The organism is Cellulosimicrobium sp. KWT-B (assembly GCF_002127155.1).
Lineage (GTDB): Bacteria > Actinomycetota > Actinomycetes > Actinomycetales > Cellulomonadaceae > Cellulosimicrobium > Cellulosimicrobium funkei.
Genome location: NZ_NEDO01000002.1, coordinates 404,208 through 421,475, shown reverse-complemented (window position 1 = coordinate 421,475; position 17,268 = coordinate 404,208). Strand labels below are relative to the sequence as shown.

The window sequence follows — 17,268 nt, the reverse complement described above, 5'->3', positions numbered from 1 at the left end:
ACGAGCGTAGGCCGGTGCGCGGGTTCTCGTCAACCTGACGCGAATGTGCGACGATGGGCCCATGACCGCACCCGCCGCACCGGCCCCCGACGTCCCGCCCGGCGCGGCCCTGCTGCCCGTCACGGTCGACGTCGTCGCGCTCACCGTGCGCGACGACGCGCTGCACGTGCTCCTCGTCGAGCGCGGCGTCGAGCCGTACCGCGGCGCGCTCGCGCTCCCCGGCGGGTTCGTGCTGCCGGGCGAGCGGCTCGCCCGGGCGGCGCGCCGCGAGCTCGCCGAGGAGACGGGCGTCCGACCGCCCGGGCACCTGGAGCAGCTCCGCACCTACGGCCCGCTCGACCGCGACCCGCGCGGCCCGGTCCTCTCGGTCGCGTACCTCCTGCTCGCGCCCGAGTTCGGCGTCGTGCACGCCGGGTCCGACGCCGGGGGAGCGGCCTGGCACCCCGTCGAGCCACTGCTCGGGGACGGGCCGGGGGCCGCCCTCGCGTTCGACCACGCGCGGATCCTCGCCGACGGCGTCGAGCGGGCCCGCGCCAAGCTCGAGTACTCCGCGCTCGCGACGGCGTTCTGCCCGCCCGAGTTCACCGTCGCCGACCTGCGGCGCGTCTACGAGGCCGTCTGGGGCGTGCGGCTGGACCCGCGGAACTTCTCCCGCAAGGCCACGACGACCGCGGGCTTCCTCGAGGACACGGGCCGCACGACGTCGGGCGGGACCGGCCGGCCCGCGGCGCTCTACCGGGCGGCGCGCCCGGCGCCGGGCGCGCAGCCGGGCGCCGGACCCGACGCCGCCGCGCCCGACACTGCCGCGACCGACGCCGCGGGACCCGACGCCGCCGCGCCCGACGCCGCCGCGGTCGACCCGGACGACGCCCCGGCGAGCGTGCCCGCGGTGCTCGACCCGCCCCTCATGCGCCCGCGTCGCTGACGCCTCGGCCGGGCCCGGCATCGGTGCCCCGCACCGACGGGCCACGCCCGGGGGAGTTCTCCCCCTTCGACAGCGCCGCCCGGCTGAGTACGCTCGCGCGCATGTCGACGTACAGCTCCTGGCGCAGCGACCAGGGCAACATGCGGGCCCTGTCCGACGAGCTCGCCGCCCAGGCCGCGATGGCGCGGTCCCGCGAGGCGTCGCTCCACCGCCGCCTGCGGTCGCTCGAGGGTGACCTGTCGAGCCGCGTCGAGGTGCTGACGCGCCTCGTCAACGCGCTCATCGAGCTCGGCGAGGTCCGCGAGGAGCTCGCGCTCTTCACGCCCGCGCGCCGCGCCCGCGACGCGGCGCGCGCGCTCACGCAGGCCGTCGTCACGGGGGAGGGCGACGTGTCGCACCTGCGGCGCTCCCCGGACCTCGTCGACGTGCCCGGCTACTGGCTCGTGCCCGCCGCGCTCGCGGTCGCCGAGCTCCCCGCCGGGCGGCTCGACCGGGAGGCCGCCGAGGAGGCCCTGCTGCGCGACCGCCGTCGTGCCGCGACGTACCTCGTCGCGGTGTGCGCGCTCGTCGGGCAGCCCGGTCTCGCGCGCGAGTGGGTGCCGGGGGTGCTCGACGCGCCCGTCCTGCCCGCCGCGGGCTGGGGGAGCGCCGACGGCGCCCCCGAGCCGTCGCCGGGCGCGGGCGCGGGGCCGGACGAGGTGGGCGTCACCGGGGCCGAGCGCGCGCTGTGGGTCGCGGCCGCGGCCGGTCACCTCGGCGGCGACGGGGTGGAGGTCGTGCGCCGCGCGCTCGCGGAGCGGGTCGCGCTGCTCGACGACGACGCGCGCGCCCGCTGGCGGGCCCGGCTCCTGGACGCGGCGCCGTCGCTGCCCGAGCCGCCCGCCGACGGCGCGGCCTGGGGCAGCCCCGAGGCCGCGGGGGACGCGGCCGGGGCGCGCCGTCGGGCCGCCGCCCCCGACGCGCTCCCGCTCCTGCGGTCGTGGACGGCGTGGTCGCGCGCGCTCGTGGCGGGGGAGGTCGCGGTGCCCGCGCCGGCCCCCGGGCCCCTCCCGACCGGCGCGCCGACGCCCGCCGTCGCACCCGTCGCCGTCGGCTCCGGTGCGTCCGCCGCCGGTGCGGCGGACTCGCCGGCCGCCGGGGGCGCGGACGACCCGGCCGGGACCTCCGAGGCGCCCGGCGCGGCGCTGCTCCGCGTCGCCGCGTCGCTCGTGGACGAGGGGGCGCCCGTGGAGCGCGGGCTCCTGGACCGGGCGGCGCTGCTCGACGAGCGCGTCGGGCGAGCGCCCCGCGAGGACGGACCCGGGTGGGACGCCCCGGCGGGGACGCTCGTCGACCTGCTCGTCGAGGACGCCCGCGGGACCGACCCCGGGCGTGCGGCGCTCGCGGGCCCCCTCGTCGCCGAGGAGCTGCGGGCCGCGACCCACGCGCGGGCGGCGGAGCTCGCGGCGGCGCCCGCGCCGTCGCGCGAGCTGCGCCTCGGGGGCCGCACCGTGACGGTCACGCCGACCGAGGACGGCGCCGCACCGGCCGCGACGGCCCGCGCGGAGCTCCTCGCGCAGCCGGTGGACGGCGTGTCGTGGGGCGCCGTCGGCGGGACCGCCGCGGTCGCGGTGCTCGGCGTCGTGCTCGGCCTCGCCGCCTCGCCGGCGTGGTTCGCGGTGGCCGTCGTCGCGGCCGGCCTCGCCGCGTGGCAGTGGTTCGCGGGGGAGCGGCGGGCACGCGACCAGCGCGCCGAGGCGCAGGCCCGCGCGGACCGGTTCGACGCCGACCTCGCCGAGGCGCGCACCGCCGTGGCCGCGTCGGCGGAGCGCGCGCGGACCCAGCGCGAGGCCGTCGCGACCGTCGTCGCGGACCTCGACGACACCCTCGCCGAGCTCGCCGCCCGAACCCCGGCCTGACGCGGGCGGACGGCCGCGCCGAGCCCGTCCGCCGCGGCCGCACCAGGGGCCGTCCGCCCCCGCTCCCGCGCCGTCCGGCCCGGGTGCGGACGGGCCCCTCCGGCGTTCGAACGAGGGCTTCGAACGCCGGATGAACTGTCGGTGAACAGTGGCGGAAGAATCCACAGGATGGTCGAGCGCGCGGCGGTCGTGACCGCACCATGGACGACGTGACCGAGACGCTCCTGCTGGTGCTCGTCGTCGTGACCGCACTGGCCTTCGACTTCACCAACGGCTTCCACGACACGGGCAACGCGATGGCCACGTCCATCGCCACCAAGGCCCTCAAGCCCAAGACCGCCGTCGCCCTCTCCGCCGTCCTCAACATGGTCGGGGCGTTCCTCTCCCTGGCCGTCGCGGCGACCATCGCGAAGGGCCTGGTCGACGCCGACGTCATCACCCTCGAGGTCGTCCTCGCGGGACTCGTGGGCGGCATCACCTGGAACCTCCTGACCTGGTTGCTCGGCATCCCGTCGAGCTCGTCGCACGCCCTCATCGGCGGCGTCGTGGGCTCCGTGCTCGCGGCCGTCGGCACGCAGGGCGTCATCTGGAGCGGCGTCGCCGCGAAGGTGCTCATCCCCGCGCTGCTCGCCCCGCTCATCGCGGTCGGCGTCGCGAGCGTCGGCACGTGGGCCGTGGCCCGCCTCACGCGCGACGTCCCCGAGGACGTCTCCACGCGGGCGTTCCGCTGGGGCCAGGTCGGCTCCGCGTCGCTCGTCTCGCTCGCGCACGGCACCAACGACGCGCAGAAGTCGATGGGCATCATCCTGCTCGCGCTCATCGCGGCGGGCGCCGTCCCGGCCGACTCGAGCGTGCCGTTCTGGGTGATCCTGTCGTGCGCGTTCTTCATGGCCCTCGGCACCTACCTGGGCGGCTGGCGGATCATCCGCACGCTCGGCAAGGGCCTGGTCGAGATCGACACCCGCCAGGGCATGGCGGCCGAGACGTCGTCCGCCGCGGTCATCCTCATGTCGGGCCTCTTCGGCTACTCGCTCTCGACGACGCACGTCGCCACCGGCTCGATCCTGGGCTCCGGCGTCGGGATGCCCGGCGCGAAGGTCCGCTGGGGCGTCGCGGGCCGCATGCTCGCCGCGTGGGGCCTCACGCTCCCGGCCGCCGGCCTCGTCGGCGCGGCCTGCTACGGCATCCAGCACGGCATCGGGGGCGCCGCCGGGACGGTCGTCGTGTTCGCGATCCTCGTCGGGTCCTCGCTGGCCATCTGGATCGCCTCGCGCCGCAAGCCCGTCGACCACACGAACGTCAACGACGCCTGGGAGGAGGGCGCGGTGGACGCCGGGCTCGAGTCCGAGGTCGTCGAGGCGCGCGAGGCCGCGCTCGAGCGTCGCCTCGACGTCGCCGACCCGTTCACCGACGCCGCGCCCGCCCCGGCGCCGACCACCCCGACCACGCCCGCCTCGCGCCAGCGCGCGGGCGTCTGACCGGCAGCTCGGAGGAGAGAACCGTGTTCGTCGAGATCGACTCGCTGCTCAAGGTCGTCGTCGCCGGCCTCGTGGTCGGCGCGGGCCTGCCCGCCCTGTTCGCCCTGGGGGTCCGGCTCGCCGCCGGGCGCGCCGTGCCCGTCGAGGTCGGCACCCCGGACGGCCGCTTCACGTCCGACGGCCGCACCGTGCGCGTCGAGGGCGCGACCCGCCCCCGTCAGGTCGGCGCCGTCGTGTGCTTCGCCGTCGTGGTCGTCGCGATCGCCGTCGGCATCGCGTTCGTCGCGGGCGGGGGCCACTGACCCGGGACGACGCGCTCCGCTGAGTGCAGGAGAGAGTCGCGGTCGGACGTCCCGACCGCGACTTTTTCACGCACTCAGCGGGTGGGGGTCAGGCGGAGTCGCGGACCACGAGGTGCGGCTCGAACAGGACCGAGCGCGCGTCGGTGTCCGGGTCGTCGATCGCGGCGAGCAGGAGGCGCGCCATCTCGGCCGCCATCTCCTCGACCGGCTGCCGGACCGTCGTGAGCGGCGGGTGGGCCTGGCGCGCGACCGTCGAGTCGTCGAACCCGACGACGGCCACGTCCTGCGGGACGCGGCGGCCCGCCTCCTGCAGGACGAGCGACGCGCCGTCGGCCATGAGGTCGCTCGCGCCGAACACGCCGTCGACGTCCGGTCGCGCGGCGAGCAGCTCGCGCGCCGCGGCCTCCCCGCCCGCGCGCGTGAAGTCGCCCTCCACGACGAACGGCTCCGCGAGCCCGGCGGCCCGTACCGCCTCGAGGAAGCCGTCGCGGCGTCCCCGCGCGAACGGCACGTCCGACGGGCCGGCGACGGTCGCGAGGCGCGTGCGGCCGTCCGCGATCAGACGCTCGGCGGCGATCCTGCCGCCGGCGGCCTGGTCGAGGTCCACCCAGCTCACGCCGGCCGCCTCGTCGACCCCGTCGAGGTGCGTCGACAGCACGACCGGCACGGTGAGCGCGGCGAACCGTGCCGGCAGCGGGTCGCTCGCGCTCGACGTGATGAGCAGGACGCCGTCGACGTGCCCCTGCCGCACGTAGCGCACGACCTGGTCGTGCGCGGGCGGGTCGGCGGGCAGGATGGCGAGGTGGATGTCGCGCGGGCGCAGCACCTGCTGGGCGCCCGCCGTCACGCGCCCGATGTACGGGTCGGTGAACAGCCGCTCGAGGAACGGGCTCGGGGAGCGCTGCTCCGACGGCTCGGACACGACGAGCGCGACCGACCCCGTGCGCCGGGTGACGAGCGTCCGGGCGGCGAGGTTGGGGACGTAGCCCGTCTCGTCGATCGCCTTCTCGACGACCGCCACGATCGCCGGGTCCACCGTCGGCACGCCGTTGATCACGCGGGACACCGTGGCGCGGGAGACGCCCGCGACGGCCGCGACGGCCTCGAGCGTCGGGCGGGGAGCGGGGCGACGGGCAGCCATGCGGTCAGTTATACCGCCGGGCCGTGCGCTCAGCGCAGCCGCTCCTTCGCCGCGAGCACGCGCAGCACGGCGGCGTCGACCTGCGCGGCGAACGCGTCGTCGCTCGACGCCCGCTCGACGACGGCCGCCACCATGGGCTCGACGACGCTCGGGTCCGCGGACGCCAGCACCATGTCGCCGCCCGCGGCGATCGTCAGGACGGCGCGGTCCGCGGGCGACCAGGCCTGCACCTGCTGCGCGGCCGACACGTCGTCGGTGAGGACGACGCCGTCGAACCCCAGGTCGCCCCGCAGCATCCCGTCCACGACGACGGGCGAGAAGGCCGCGGGGAGCGTCCCGTCGATCTGCTGGTACACCGCCGTGGAGGTCATGACGAACGCCGCGCCGGCCTCGATGCCCGACGCGAAGACGGCGACCGACGGGTCGTCGCGCGTCGTCACGTCGTCGGTGACCCCGGCGTCGGTGTCGGTGTTCTCGGTGACGCGTCCGAGCCCGGGGAAGTGCTTGATCGTCACGTCCACGCCCGACGCCTCCATGCCGGCGCTGAACGCGTTCGCGTGCGACGTGACGGAGTCCGGGGTGAACCCGTAGCTGCGCTGGAAGGCCCCGATCGGCGGGTTCTGCGCGGCCGTCCCCTCGGGCACGAGGTCCATCACGGGCGCGAGGTTGAGGTTCACGCCCGCCGCGGCGAGCTCGGCGCCCCACGTGGTCGCGTCGGCCTGGAGCGTCGCCGGGTCGAGCCGGGCCTGGTCGGTCGCCGCCGGGATCTGCGAGAACCCGGGCCCGCGCAGCACCTGGACCTTCCCGCCCTCCTGGTCGGTCGCGACGAACAGCGGGGTGTCGTTCGTCGTCTCCGGGGAGACGAGCGCCGTGAAGCCCGCGACGAGGTCCGCCGTCGGGCCGGTCCCGGCCTGCGAGCGGCCCGCGAGGAACACGTTGCCCACGTGCAGGCGCGAGACGGCGTCGTAGCTCACCTGCTGCGGGTCCCGCACGTCGACCCCGACCATGAAGAGCTGCCCCACCTTCTGCTCGAGCGTCCACCCGGCCAGGGGGTCCTCGGGCGGGGTGGACGGCATCGGCGACGTGCCCGACGGCGTCGGGTCGGCCGGGGCGGACGGCGTGCCCGACGGCGCGGTCTGCGGCGCGGGGGCGGGCCGCGTGAGGTACCAGGCGACGGCCGCCACGGCGGCGAGCGCGGTCACGACGGCGACGACGATCCAGGTGGTCCGGGCACGAGCGGTCACAGGCGACACCTCCGACGCCACGGTAGCCCGACGGCCGCGGAGGGGGCCGTCCCGGCCGATCCCGCGGACCCCCGGGGGGTATGACCGACGTCACCGCCGGGTTCGCGTCATGATCGGCGTCCCGGCGCGTCTCCTGGGTGACAAGGCGTCCTGGCCTCGCGGCCGCGGGGCGCACTCCCCCCGAACCTGGAGCCCGGCATGACCCCTCGCCCACCCTCCCTCCGCGTCGCACCCGGACGCCTGCGCAGAGCGGTCGCGGCGCTCGTCGTCGCCGTGCTCGCCCTGGCCGGCGCCGTCGTCCTCGTCTCGGGGCCGCAGGCGCGCCCGGCGTCCGCCGCGGTCGGGTCCTGCCCCGCGCCGGGGGACATGCCGAACGTCGGGCAGACGCCGCCGCTGTTCACGGACACGAACGTCACGGTGTGGACCGGGGGCGACTACCACGCCACGGCGAGCGCCGCGGAGTCGGAGGGGCTGCTCGTCGTCGCGGGGGAGGCGACGATCGACGGGCCCGGGAACTTCAGCATCGGCGCGGTCGGCGCGGGCTCGCAGATCACGCCGCCCGACGGCGCGGTGATGCTCGCCGTCGGGGGCGGCCTGGAGATCGGGACGGAGACGAGCGTCACCGTCGGCTCGACGCTGCCGACCGGCGGCGCGGTGAACGTCGGTGCCGCGGTCACGGGCGGCGGGTCGCTCTCGACCGCCGGGACGACGCCGGGCGCGGACGCCCCGGTCACGCAGGGCATGGGGGCGGCGGCCCTCGGCGAGTGGGCCGGGTACGGCGCCGTCGTCGCCGACGCGTCGGCGACGATCGCCGGGTGGCCCGCGACCGCGGCGGGCGTCGTGTCGGGGACCCGGGTGACCTTCACCGGCTCCGGCACCGCCGACCCGCAGGTGTTCACCGTCGACGCCGCGCAGCTCGCGGGCGTCCGCGAGGTCGTCTTCGCGAACGTGCCGGACGACGTCGCGATCGCGATCAACGTGACCGGGGACGCGCCGGTGAGCATGAGCCCCAACTACTGGGAGGGCAACGGCTCGCCGTTCATCAACGACTTCAACTCCAACCCGGGCTTCGGCAACTGGGCCGCGCGCATCCTGTGGAACTTCGCGTCCACGCCGGACCTCGCGCTGGGCCGGGCCGACCAGTTCCTCGGCACGATCGTCGCGCCGGCCGCGGACGCGACGATCACGACGAGCACGAACGGCCGCGTCCTCGTGGGCGGGAACCTCACGTTCGGCGACCCGAGCGTGACGGGCGGGCTCGAGATGCACAGCTACCCCTGGATCGGGCCCGGCCCGTTCGACTGCACCGGGGGCGCGAGCTTCGCCGTGCAGAAGACCGTGACGGGCGAGGCGGCCGCGGACGTGCCCGCGGGCACGACGTTCCAGGTGGAGTACACCTACGAGCAGCCCGACGGCGTCACCGGTGGCGACATGCTCACGGTCCCGATCAGCGGGGCCCTGCTGAACGGGCCGACCCTGCCGGAGGGCACGGTCGTCACGGTCCGCGAGACGAACCTGCCGTCGGTGGCGGGCGTCGAGTGGGGCACGCCGGTGATCCGCGTGGACGGCGAGCCGCTCGGCGACCCGGCGCAGTTCACCGTCGCCGAGGGCCGGACGGTCACGGTCACCGTGGTCAACACGGCGAACGCCGGCGGCGGGACCACCGCCGTGGGCGGCTTCACGGTGGCGAAGGTCCTCGCCGGGGACGCCCTCGGCCTCGTCCCGGCGGACACCGCGTTCCTCGTCGACTGGGAGGCCACGCTGCCGCAGGGCGCGACGTACGACGGCGACCTCACCGGCACCCTGACCGTGCTCGCGGACGGCGCCGTGGTGGCCGGGCCCGCCGACCTGCCGGTCGGCACGACGGTGACGTTCACCGAGCGGCTGCCGCTCCCGGTGGTCGACGGCGTCGCGTGGGGCGACCCGGTCGTGAGCCCGGCCGGGCCGGTGACGGTCGTCGAGGGTGCTACGGGCGTCGCGGTGACAGTCACCAACGTCGCGAACCCCGTCGTCGGCGGGTTCGCGGTCCGCAAGGCCGTCGAGGGCTCCGCCGCGGGCGACGTGCCGGCGAGCACCGCGTTCCTCGTCGACTGGCGCGCGACCGTCCCTGCGGGCGTCGCCTACGACGGCCCGACCACGGGCACGCTCACGGTGCGCGCCGACGGGACGCTCGCGAGCGGCCCGGCGGACCTGCCGGTCGGCACGGTCGTGACGCTCGCGGAGCAGCAGCCGCTGCCCGCGATCGACGGCGTCGTGTGGGGCGTCCCGTCGTTCGACCCGGGGCCGTCGGTGACGGTGACCGAGGGCGCGGCCGTCGAGGTCACGCTGACGAACGCCGCGGAGGCGGTGCAGGAGGTCGGTGGGTTCGCCGTCCAGAAGACCGTCGCGGGCGGCGCGGCCGGCGCCGTCCCGGGCGGCACGGAGTTCGTCGTCGACTGGACGGCGGAGCTCCCCGAGGGCGCCGAGTACGCGGGGGACACGCAGGGCACGCTCACGGTCCGCGCCGACGGCACGGTCGACGCGGGGCCGCAGGACCTCCCGGCGGGCACCGTCGTGCGCTTCGTCGAGCGGCAGCCGCTGCCGACGGTCCCCGGGGTCGCGTGGGGCGAGCCGGTGTTCTCGCCCGCGACGGTGACCATCGGCGACGGCGACGCCGTCGCGGGCGTCGCGCTGACCAACCAGGCCGACGCGCTCGTCGGGGGCTTCTCCGTCGCGAAGACCGTCACGGGCGACCTCGCCGGGAGCGTGCCCCCGGCCACGGAGTTCTCGGTCGCGTGGTCCGCGGCGCTGCCCGCCGGGTTCACCCACGACGGCCCGCTCGCCGGGACGCTCACGGTGCGCGCCGACGGCACGGCCGTCGACGGCCCGCAGGACCTCCCGGTCGGGACGGTCGTGACGTTCACGGAGACCGACCTGCCCGAGGTGGGCGACGTCGTCTGGGGCGCGCCGGTGTTCTCGCCCGCGTCCGTCACGGTCGGTGACGGCGAGGACACGCTCGTCACGCTGACCAACACGACCCAGGACGTGGCCGCGGTCGGCGGGTTCTCCGTCGCGAAGGAGGTCGTGGGCGACCGCGCGGACCTCGTCCCCGCGGGGACGACGTTCACGGTCACGTACGCGTACGAGCTCGAGGGCACGCCCGTGGGCGGTTCCGTCGAGGTCCCGGCCGACGGCACGGTCGTCGCCGGGCCGCAGAACCTCCCGGCCGGGACGGTCGTGACGTTCGGCGAGACGGACCTGCCCGCGGTCGACGGCGTCGAGTGGGGCACGCCCGTGTTCAGCCCGCCGACGCTCGTCGTCGGCGACGGGACGGACGCGCTGGTCACGGTGACGAACACGGCCGACCAGGCCGTGGGCGGCTTCTCCGTCGTGAAGGAGGTCGTGGGGGCCGCGGCGGGCTCGGTGCCGGCGAGCACCGAGTTCACCGTCCGCTACGCGTTCGACCGCGACGGCGAGCCCGTCACCGGCACGCTCACGGTGCGGGCCGACGGCAAGGTCGTCGACGGGCCGCAGGACCTTCCCGTGGGGACCGTCGTGCGGCTCACCGAGACCGACCTGCCGACGGTCCGCGGCGTCGACTGGGGCACGCCGGTGCTCACCGTCGGTGACGAGCGGGTCACCGAGGTGACGGTCGGTGCGGGCGCGCCGGTCGTCGTGACGGTGACGAACACCGCGTCGTCGGCCGGCGGCCTCGCCATCACGGGTGCGGACGCCGTCGTCGTGACGACGCTCGCGCTGCTGCTCGTCGGCACCGGCGCCGCGCTCCTCGTGGTCCGCGCGCGCCGCCGCCGCACCGCCTGACGCGCGGGGCGTCGTCGGGCCGGTGCCGGACGGCCGACGGGCCGGTCACCTCCTCGCGGGGGTGACCGGCCCGTCGTCGTGCGGGGCGGGACGCGTCAGTCGTGGCCCGCGAGCGTCGCGAGCGCCTTCGTCCACAGGGCGTGCGCGCGCTCGGCGCGCTCGGCCGTCTCGATGTTGCGCTCGACGACGCGCACGAGCGTGCCCGAGTCGTCGGGCTCGAGCGTGATCGCGATGTCGTGGTAGCTCTCCGGCACGTCGGGCAGGCCCATGGTGGGCGAGAAGTGCGTGAAGTGCAGCAGGCGCGGGCGCTCGACGGCCACGACGGTGCCCCAGTCCGCGAACTCGCGGCCCATGTAGTGGCCCTCGAACGTCACAGGGCTCCCGGGGCGGAAGTCGGTCTCGATGTTCATGCCCAGCATCCAGCGGGCGCTCGGGTGCATGAGCTCGGCCCAGACGACCTGCGGGGGTCGGGCGACGTGGGTCTCGACGGTCGTGCTGTGCTCGGTCAGGGTGCGGTCGTTCACGGGGGACTCCGGGGGGTGGGGGCTGGCTCCTGGGCCCGACGGTAGACCCTCCGGGCGGCACCGGCAGCCGGTAGGTTCGGCGCGTGACCCGACTCGTGCTCGTCCACGGCCGCGACAACCAGGGGCTCGACGCCGAGCAGCTCGACCGCACGTGGACCGAGGTCCTGGACGCGGGTCTCGCGGCGGCGGGCTCGGGCGTCGTCGTGCGCGACGCGGACACGGCGTTCGTCTACTACGGCGACACGCTCGCCGCGCTCGTCGGGGGCGCCACGACGCCGCCGCCGGTCACCGTGCACGCGGTCGGCGCGGCGCGCGACGGGGTCACAGCGGCGTCCGCGGCCGAGGCCACGGAAGAGGCCGCGGAGGAGGCCGCGTTCGTGGCGGCCGTCGCCGAGGAGGTGCTGCGCGCCGCGGGCGTGACGGTGCCGGCGCGCCCGGAGGGCGCCGGGCCGGGCGCCGTCGGGGGCGACGTCGGCGCGTGGCTCAACCTGCTGCTGTCCGCGCTCGACCGGTCCGTGCCGGGCCTGAGCGGCGCCGTCGTCGCGCTGCTCGCGCGCGACGTCTGGGCGTACCTGCACGACGACGCCGTCCGCACGACGATCGACGATGCGCTCGCCGCCGCGATCCCCACGGACGGGCCCGCCGTCGTCGTCGCGCACTCGCTCGGGTCGGTCCTCGCCTACGCCGTGCTGCGCGAGCACCCCGACGCCGCGCGCTGGGACGTGCCGCTCCTGCTCACGCTCGGGTCCCCGCTCGCCGTCCGCGCGATCCGGGACGTCCTCGCCGCGCGCGCCCCGCTGCGCGTGCCGGCCCCCGTGCGGCGGTGGGTCGCGGCGCGCGACCCCCGGGACGCGCTCGCGCTGCACGGCCTCGGGCCCGCGGCGTTCCCGCTCGACCCGGCGTCGCCGGAGATCGAGGAGCTCGTCGTCGCGAACGCCGCGCCGGGCCACCACGCGGCGGCCGTCCTGCTCGACGGCGCCCGGCCCGCCGGCTACCTCGCCGTCCCCGAGGTCGCGCGCACCGTCGCGGACGCGCTCGACGCCTGAGGGCGTCGTCTCCGCGGGCGCGCGGTCCGGGCGCACGGCACCGGGAGCACGGCACCGGGCGGGCAGGCTCCGGTCAGGAGACGCCGTGCAGACGCGCGTGCAGCGCGCGGACCTCCACCTCGAGCTCGTACGCGGGACCGCGCACGGCGACCCCGGGCGCGACGTCGCCGATCGCGAGCGGGCGCACCGGGCCCGGTGCGACGCCCCACTCCTCCAGCCACCCGACGAGCTGCGTCGTGCTCGCGGCGTAGACGACCGGGCCGAGGCCGACCCACGCGTGCGCCGCGCTGCACATCGCGCAGTGCTCGCCGGACGTGTAGACGGTCGCGTCGCGCCGCTCCTCGGGCGTGAGGTGCGCGGCGGCCCAGCGGGCGATCTCGAGCTCCGGGTGCCGGGTCGCGTCGCCGTCCTTGACGCGGTTGCGGTCCTCGAACCGCACGACCCCGTCGCGGTCGACGAGAACCGAGCCGAACGGCTCGTCGCCGTCGTCGAGCGCCTCGCGGGCCAGCTCGACGCAGCGGCGCAGGTGCACGAGGTCGTCGGCGGTCGGCAGGGGCAGGCTCTGGTCGCTCATGGCGTCATCCTCGCCCGCTCACGACGCGACCGCGAGGGCGGCCCGCACGTCCGCGACGAACCCGTCCACGTCGCCCGGGGTCGTGTCCCACGCGCACATCCACCGGACCTCGACGCGGTCGGGCGTCTCGCCCGGCCCCCAGCCGTAGAACCGGTGCCGCTCGCGCAGGCGCGCGACCGCCGTGCGCGGGAGCGTCGCGAAGACCGCGTTGACGAGCGTGGGCTGGGTGAAGGCGAGGCCCGCTGCCGGGCCCGGGGCGGCGTCGTCGGGCCTGACGGCGGCCGGCACGACGGCGTCCGCGAGCCCCGCGCGCAGCCGCGCGGCCATCGCGTTCGCGTGGCGGGCGTTGCGGAGCCAGAGCTCGTCGGCGTCGGCGACCTCGTCCACCTCGGCGACGACGTCGCCGACCGGCTCGAAGAGCGCGAGGAGCTGCGCGGAGACGTAGCGCATCTTCGACGCGAGCTGCATCGTCGACTTGCGCACGAACTCGACGCCGTCGACCGCGGACGGGTCGAGCACGACGACCGCCTCGCCGAGCGCGAGCCCGTTCTTGGTGCCGCCGAACGACAGCACGTCCACGCCCGCGTCGGTCGTCAGGGCGCGCAGCGGGACGCCGAGCGCCGCGGCGGCGTTCGCGAGGCGCGACCCGTCGAGGTGCACCCGCATGCCGCGGGCGTGCGCGGCGTCGGCCACCGCCCGGATCTCGTCGGCCGTGTAGAGCGTGCCGAGCTCGGTGGACTGCGTGAGCGACACGACGAGCGGCTGCGCGCGGTGCGGGTCGCCGAGGTCGCCCGCGAACCTTTCGACGGCGGCGGGCGTGAGCTTCCCGTCGGGCGCCGGCACCGTGAGCACCTTGACGCCGCCCACCCGCTCGGGGGCGCCGTTCTCGTCCGTGTTGAGGTGCGCGTGCTCGGACGCCACGACGGCGCCCCAGCGGGGGAGCGTCGCCATGAGCGCGACGACGTTCGCGCCCGTCCCCGTGAGCACGGGGTACGCGGTGGCGTCGGGCCCGAACCGCGCGCGCACGGCGTCCTGCAGGCGCGCGGTCCACGGGTCCTCGCCGTACGAGATCTCGTGCCCGGCGCTCGCGGCGGCGAGCGCGGCGAGGACGTCGGGGTGGGCGGGGGAGTAGTTGTCCGAGGCGAACGAGGTCACGTGCCCAGCGTAGGTCGGCGGGGCGGCCCGGCCGCGCGCGAGCGGGCCGGGGCGCGCCTAGCGTCGAGGAGGGACGCGGTGCGCGTCCCGTGGACCGCGCGCAGCGCGTGAAGCACGGAGGTGCAGCCATGACCACGAACCCCGACCAGCCCGGCACGGGCCCGGGCTCCCCGGCGGAGCCGACGGTGGAGCCGCCGAAGTCGCCGGGACCGCCCCCGGACCCGTCGACGCCGCCGCACGACCCGAGCCACGCCGACCCGGTCCCGGGCGGGCCGGCCGACCCGTCGCCCGACGTCCCCGACCGGCCGTCGTCGCCGGGCCGGCCCGTCGGCCCCGACGAGCCGACCCACGGCTGACGCCCCCGGCTCACTCCCCGGGCTCACGCCCCTGGTTGACGCCCGGTCGGCACCCGGCCGACCGACCCGCGCACGCCCCGGCCGCGCCGGCTCAGAGGAGCCGTCGCGACCCGGGCGGCGTGACGCGCAGCCAGCGGAACCCGTAGCCGTCGAGCCGCACCTCGGCGGTCCCGTCGGGCGCGGGCTCGACGTCGTCCGCGTCGAGGACGTCGACGAGGCGCGCGTCCTCCGGGAGGTCACCCAGGGGCACCCGCACGACGACCGGGTCCGGCGACAGGTTGTGCAGCGTCACCATCGAGGCGTCCTGCCAGGTGGTGTGCAGCGCCAGCACGGACGGCTCGGGCGAGTCGAGCACCTGCGCGTCGCCCCAGCCCAGCTCGGGGCACTCGCGGTAGCGGTGCGCGAGCATCCGCACGAACGTGAGCAGCGAGTCCGGGTCGCGGCGCTGGTCGGCGACGTTGACGTGCTCGGGCGCGTACCCGTCGCCCGGCAGCGGCGCCGCGAGCCGGCGCGCGGGAGCGCGGGAGAACCCGCCGTTCGGCCCCGACGTCCACTGCATGGGCGTCCGCACGGCGAAGCGCCCCGGGACGTCCAGGTTCTCGCCCATGCCGATCTCCTCGCCGTAGAACAGCACGGGCGTGCCCGGCAGCGAGAAGAGCAGCGAGTACACCATCCGCAGCCGGCGCGGGTCGCCGCCCAGCATCGGGGGCAGCCGCCGTCGCAGCCCTCGCCCGTAGAGCTGCATGTCCTCCGCGGGCCCGAACGCGGCGAAGACCTCGGCGCGCTCGTCGTCCGTGAGCTTGTCGAGCGTGAGCTCGTCGTGGTTGCGCACGAACGTCGCCCACTGGGTGTCGCGGGGGATGGGCGGACGGGCGGCGAGCGACCCGGCGAGCGGGGTCGCGTCGTGCCGGGCGAGCGCCAGGTACAGCGCCTGCATCGCGTTGAAGTCGAACTGGAGCGTCAGCTCGTTGCTCGTCACCCCGCCGGGGTCGCCGTCGGTCGGGTCGCCGTCCCCGAAGTAGCGCGCCTGCTCCTCGTACGGCAGGTTGACCTCGCCCATGAGGATCGCGTCGCCCGACCGCCGCCCGACGAACGCGCGCAGCACGCGCAGCAGGTCGTGGGGGTCGTCGATCTCGTCGCCCGGGTTCGCGGCCGCGTCGGTCAGCGCGTAGGGGACGGCGTCGACGCGGAAGCCGGAGATGCCGAGCTCCAGCCAGAACCCGATCGTCTTGGCGATCGCGTCCCGCACCTGCGGGTTCGCGGTGTTGAGGTCGGGCTGGTGCCGGTAGAAGCGGTGCCGGTACCACTCGCCCGACGCCTCGTCGAGGGTCCAGATGCCCTCCTCCTGGTCGGGGAACACGACCTGGTCCTTGGTCGACGGCGGCTCGTCGGACCGCCAGACGTAGTAGTCCCGGAACGGGGAGGTGGTGGACCGTCGCGCGGAGCGGAACCACGGGTGGCGGTCGGACGTGTGGTTGACGACGAGGTCCACGATCACGCGGATGCCCCGGTCGCGCGCGGTCCGCACGAGCTCGACCACGTCGCCCAGGTCGCCCAGGCGCGGGTCGACGCCGAGGAAGTCGGTGATGTCGTACCCGTCGTCGCGGTCGGCCGTCGGGTAGAACGGCATGAGCCACAGGCACGTCACCCCGAGGTCGGCCAGGTGGTCGATCCGCTGGACCAGGCCGGGGAAGTCGCCGATCCCGTCGTCGTCCCAGTCCATGAAGGTCTCGACGTCGAGGCAGTAGACGACCGCGTTCTTCCACCACAGGTCGCCGGTGTCGCGGATCCTCACGCCGCACCCCCGTCGGTCGTGGCGGCGCACGCCTCGCGCAGCCGGGGCAGGAGCGTCTCGCCCGCCGCGTCGAGGAACGCGTCCTGCTGCTGCCCCACGTGGTGCAGGTACACCTCGTCGAACCCGCACGCGACCAGCTCGGCGACGCGGTCCGCGAGCCGCTGGGGGTCGTGCTCGACGAGCACCGTGCCGCGCACCTCCTCCGGGCGCACCAGCTCCGCCACCGCGTCGTACTGCTCCGGGGTCTCGAGGTGCCAGTTGACGCTGGGCGGCAGGAGGTTGGAGCGCCACTGGTCGTGCGCGACGGCGAACGCCGCCTCGTCGTCCGTGCCCCACGCGACGTGCACCTGCAGCGCGAGCGGCCCGCGGCCCCCCGCGTCGCGGTACTCGCCGACGACCTGACGCAGCGACTCGACGGGCTGGTTCACGGTGACGAGGCCGTCGGCCCAGTCGGCGTGGCGGCGCGCCGTGGCGGGGGTGACGGCCGGACCGACGAGCCGCGGCGCGACGTCGGGCAGCGACCACACGCGTGCCCTGTCCACCGTGACGTGCCCGTGGTGCGTGACCTCCTCGCCCGCGAGGAGGGCCCGGATGACGTCGACGCACTCGCGCAGGCGGGCGTCGCGCTCGGCCTTCGTGGGCCAGCGGTCGCCCGTGACGTGCTCGTTCATCGCCTCGCCCGAGCCGAGCGCGGCCCAGAACCGGCCCGGGAACATCGCGCCGAGCGTCGCGATCGCCTGCGCGACGATCGCCGGGTGGTAGCGCTGGCCGGGGGCGGTGACGACGCCGAACGGCAGCGCGGTCGTCGCGAGCGCGGCGCCGAGCCACGACCACGCGAACCCGGACTCGCCCTGGCGCTCGCTCCAGGGGGCCAGGTGGTCGGAGCACATGGCGGCGTCGAAGCCGACCTGCTCGGCGCGGCGGGCCGCGGCGAGGAGGGGGCCGGGCGGGAGCTGCTCGTGGGAGGCGTGGAAGCCGACGGTGACCATGGCGCCCAGTGAACCGACCCTCGCCGTCCCACGCGCGGCG

General features: G+C 76.6%; 14 protein-coding genes. 7 read left to right on the top strand and 7 right to left on the bottom strand.

Features of this window, described 5'->3' with window-relative positions:
• Nucleotides 1-61: 61 nt before the first annotated feature.
• From B9L22_RS08075 to B9L22_RS08060, 4 genes are all read left to right on the top strand, one after another.
• Nucleotides 62-925, top strand: coding sequence for an NUDIX domain-containing protein (locus tag B9L22_RS08075; RefSeq protein ID WP_086149944.1), 864 nt, complete (start codon nt 62-64; stop codon nt 923-925).
• 101 nt (nt 926-1,026) lie between these two features.
• Nucleotides 1,027-2,823 carry a hypothetical protein gene (locus B9L22_RS08070; RefSeq protein ID WP_086149943.1) on the top strand — a complete coding sequence of 599 codons (1,797 nt, stop codon included), beginning with the start codon at nt 1,027-1,029 and terminating at the stop codon, nt 2,821-2,823.
• 200 nt (nt 2,824-3,023) lie between these two features.
• Nucleotides 3,024-4,301 (top strand): inorganic phosphate transporter, encoded by a 1,278-nt coding sequence (locus B9L22_RS08065; RefSeq protein ID WP_086149942.1) that lies wholly within the window; start codon nt 3,024-3,026, stop codon nt 4,299-4,301.
• A 23-nt stretch (nt 4,302-4,324) separates the two neighbouring features.
• Nucleotides 4,325-4,603, top strand: a complete 279-nt coding sequence (locus tag B9L22_RS08060; RefSeq protein ID WP_233139881.1) for a hypothetical protein — start codon at nt 4,325-4,327, stop codon at nt 4,601-4,603.
• Between the two features lie 88 nt (nt 4,604-4,691).
• Here the strand turns inward: B9L22_RS08060 and B9L22_RS08055 are convergent, their stop codons facing one another.
• Together B9L22_RS08055 and B9L22_RS08050 are read right to left on the bottom strand one after the other, a co-directional pair.
• On the bottom strand, nt 4,692-5,744 hold the full coding sequence (locus B9L22_RS08055) for a LacI family DNA-binding transcriptional regulator (protein WP_086149941.1): 1,053 nt from the start codon (nt 5,742-5,744) through the stop codon (nt 4,692-4,694).
• 29 nt (nt 5,745-5,773) lie between these two features.
• Entirely contained in the window at nt 5,774-6,988 is a 1,215-nt protein-coding gene (locus B9L22_RS08050) for a glycoside hydrolase family 3 N-terminal domain-containing protein (RefSeq protein ID WP_369824816.1), read from the bottom strand.
• A gap of 198 nt (nt 6,989-7,186) precedes the next feature.
• Here B9L22_RS08050 and B9L22_RS08045 point away from each other — a divergent pair, with 198 nt between their 5' ends.
• Entirely contained in the window at nt 7,187-10,789 is a 3,603-nt protein-coding gene (locus B9L22_RS08045) for a DUF5979 domain-containing protein (protein ID WP_086149940.1), read from the top strand.
• 95 nt (nt 10,790-10,884) lie between these two features.
• Here the strand turns inward: B9L22_RS08045 and B9L22_RS08040 are convergent, their stop codons facing one another.
• The gene (locus tag B9L22_RS08040) at nt 10,885-11,313 is read right to left on the bottom strand and encodes an SRPBCC domain-containing protein (protein WP_228485119.1); all 429 of its coding nucleotides are present in this window, start codon (nt 11,311-11,313) and stop codon (nt 10,885-10,887) included.
• A gap of 83 nt (nt 11,314-11,396) precedes the next feature.
• On the opposite strand from B9L22_RS08040, the gene B9L22_RS08035 reads away from it, so the two are divergent.
• Nucleotides 11,397-12,359 carry a hypothetical protein gene (locus tag B9L22_RS08035; RefSeq protein WP_143317178.1) on the top strand — a complete coding sequence of 321 codons (963 nt, stop codon included), beginning with the start codon at nt 11,397-11,399 and terminating at the stop codon, nt 12,357-12,359.
• A gap of 73 nt (nt 12,360-12,432) precedes the next feature.
• On the opposite strand, the gene B9L22_RS08030 is transcribed toward B9L22_RS08035, so the two are convergent.
• Entirely contained in the window at nt 12,433-12,933 is a 501-nt protein-coding gene (locus B9L22_RS08030; protein ID WP_086149938.1) for a nucleoside deaminase, read from the bottom strand.
• Between the two features lie 18 nt (nt 12,934-12,951).
• Complete coding sequence (locus B9L22_RS08025) at nt 12,952-14,088, bottom strand: low specificity L-threonine aldolase (RefSeq protein WP_086149937.1); 1,137 nt, start codon at nt 14,086-14,088, stop codon at nt 12,952-12,954.
• Between the two features lie 128 nt (nt 14,089-14,216).
• On the opposite strand from B9L22_RS08025, the gene B9L22_RS08020 reads away from it, so the two are divergent.
• A complete protein-coding gene (locus tag B9L22_RS08020) occupies nt 14,217-14,444 on the top strand; it encodes a hypothetical protein (RefSeq protein WP_051028580.1) in 228 nt (75 codons plus the stop codon).
• Nucleotides 14,445-14,535: 91 nt separating this feature from the next.
• Here the strand turns inward: B9L22_RS08020 and B9L22_RS08015 are convergent, their stop codons facing one another.
• Entirely contained in the window at nt 14,536-16,239 is a 1,704-nt protein-coding gene (locus tag B9L22_RS08015) for an alpha-amylase family protein (RefSeq protein ID WP_086150223.1), read from the bottom strand.
• Nucleotides 16,236-17,228 carry a TIGR03885 family FMN-dependent LLM class oxidoreductase gene (locus B9L22_RS08010; protein ID WP_086149936.1) on the bottom strand — a complete coding sequence of 331 codons (993 nt, stop codon included), beginning with the start codon at nt 17,226-17,228 and terminating at the stop codon, nt 16,236-16,238. The genes B9L22_RS08015 and B9L22_RS08010 overlap by 4 nt, the downstream gene beginning before the upstream one ends.
• Between the last annotated feature and the right edge of the window lie 40 nt (nt 17,229-17,268).

What these genes read in the sequence shown, in the direction of transcription:
- B9L22_RS08055 (WP_086149941.1), bottom strand. Translation starts at nt 5,744, where the DNA reads ATGGCTGCCCGTCGCCCCGCTCCCCGCCCGACGCTCGAGGCCGTCGCG.
- B9L22_RS08030 (WP_086149938.1), bottom strand. Translation starts at nt 12,933, where the DNA reads ATGAGCGACCAGAGCCTGCCCCTGCCGACCGCCGACGACCTCGTGCAC.
- B9L22_RS08065 (WP_086149942.1), top strand. Translation starts at nt 3,024, where the DNA reads ATGGACGACGTGACCGAGACGCTCCTGCTGGTGCTCGTCGTCGTGACC.
- B9L22_RS08020 (WP_051028580.1), top strand. Translation starts at nt 14,217, where the DNA reads ATGACCACGAACCCCGACCAGCCCGGCACGGGCCCGGGCTCCCCGGCG.
- B9L22_RS08070 (WP_086149943.1), top strand. Translation starts at nt 1,027, where the DNA reads ATGTCGACGTACAGCTCCTGGCGCAGCGACCAGGGCAACATGCGGGCC.
- B9L22_RS08045 (WP_086149940.1), top strand. Translation starts at nt 7,187, where the DNA reads ATGACCCCTCGCCCACCCTCCCTCCGCGTCGCACCCGGACGCCTGCGC.
- B9L22_RS08010 (WP_086149936.1), bottom strand. Translation starts at nt 17,228, where the DNA reads ATGGTCACCGTCGGCTTCCACGCCTCCCACGAGCAGCTCCCGCCCGGC.
- B9L22_RS08075 (WP_086149944.1), top strand. Translation starts at nt 62, where the DNA reads ATGACCGCACCCGCCGCACCGGCCCCCGACGTCCCGCCCGGCGCGGCC.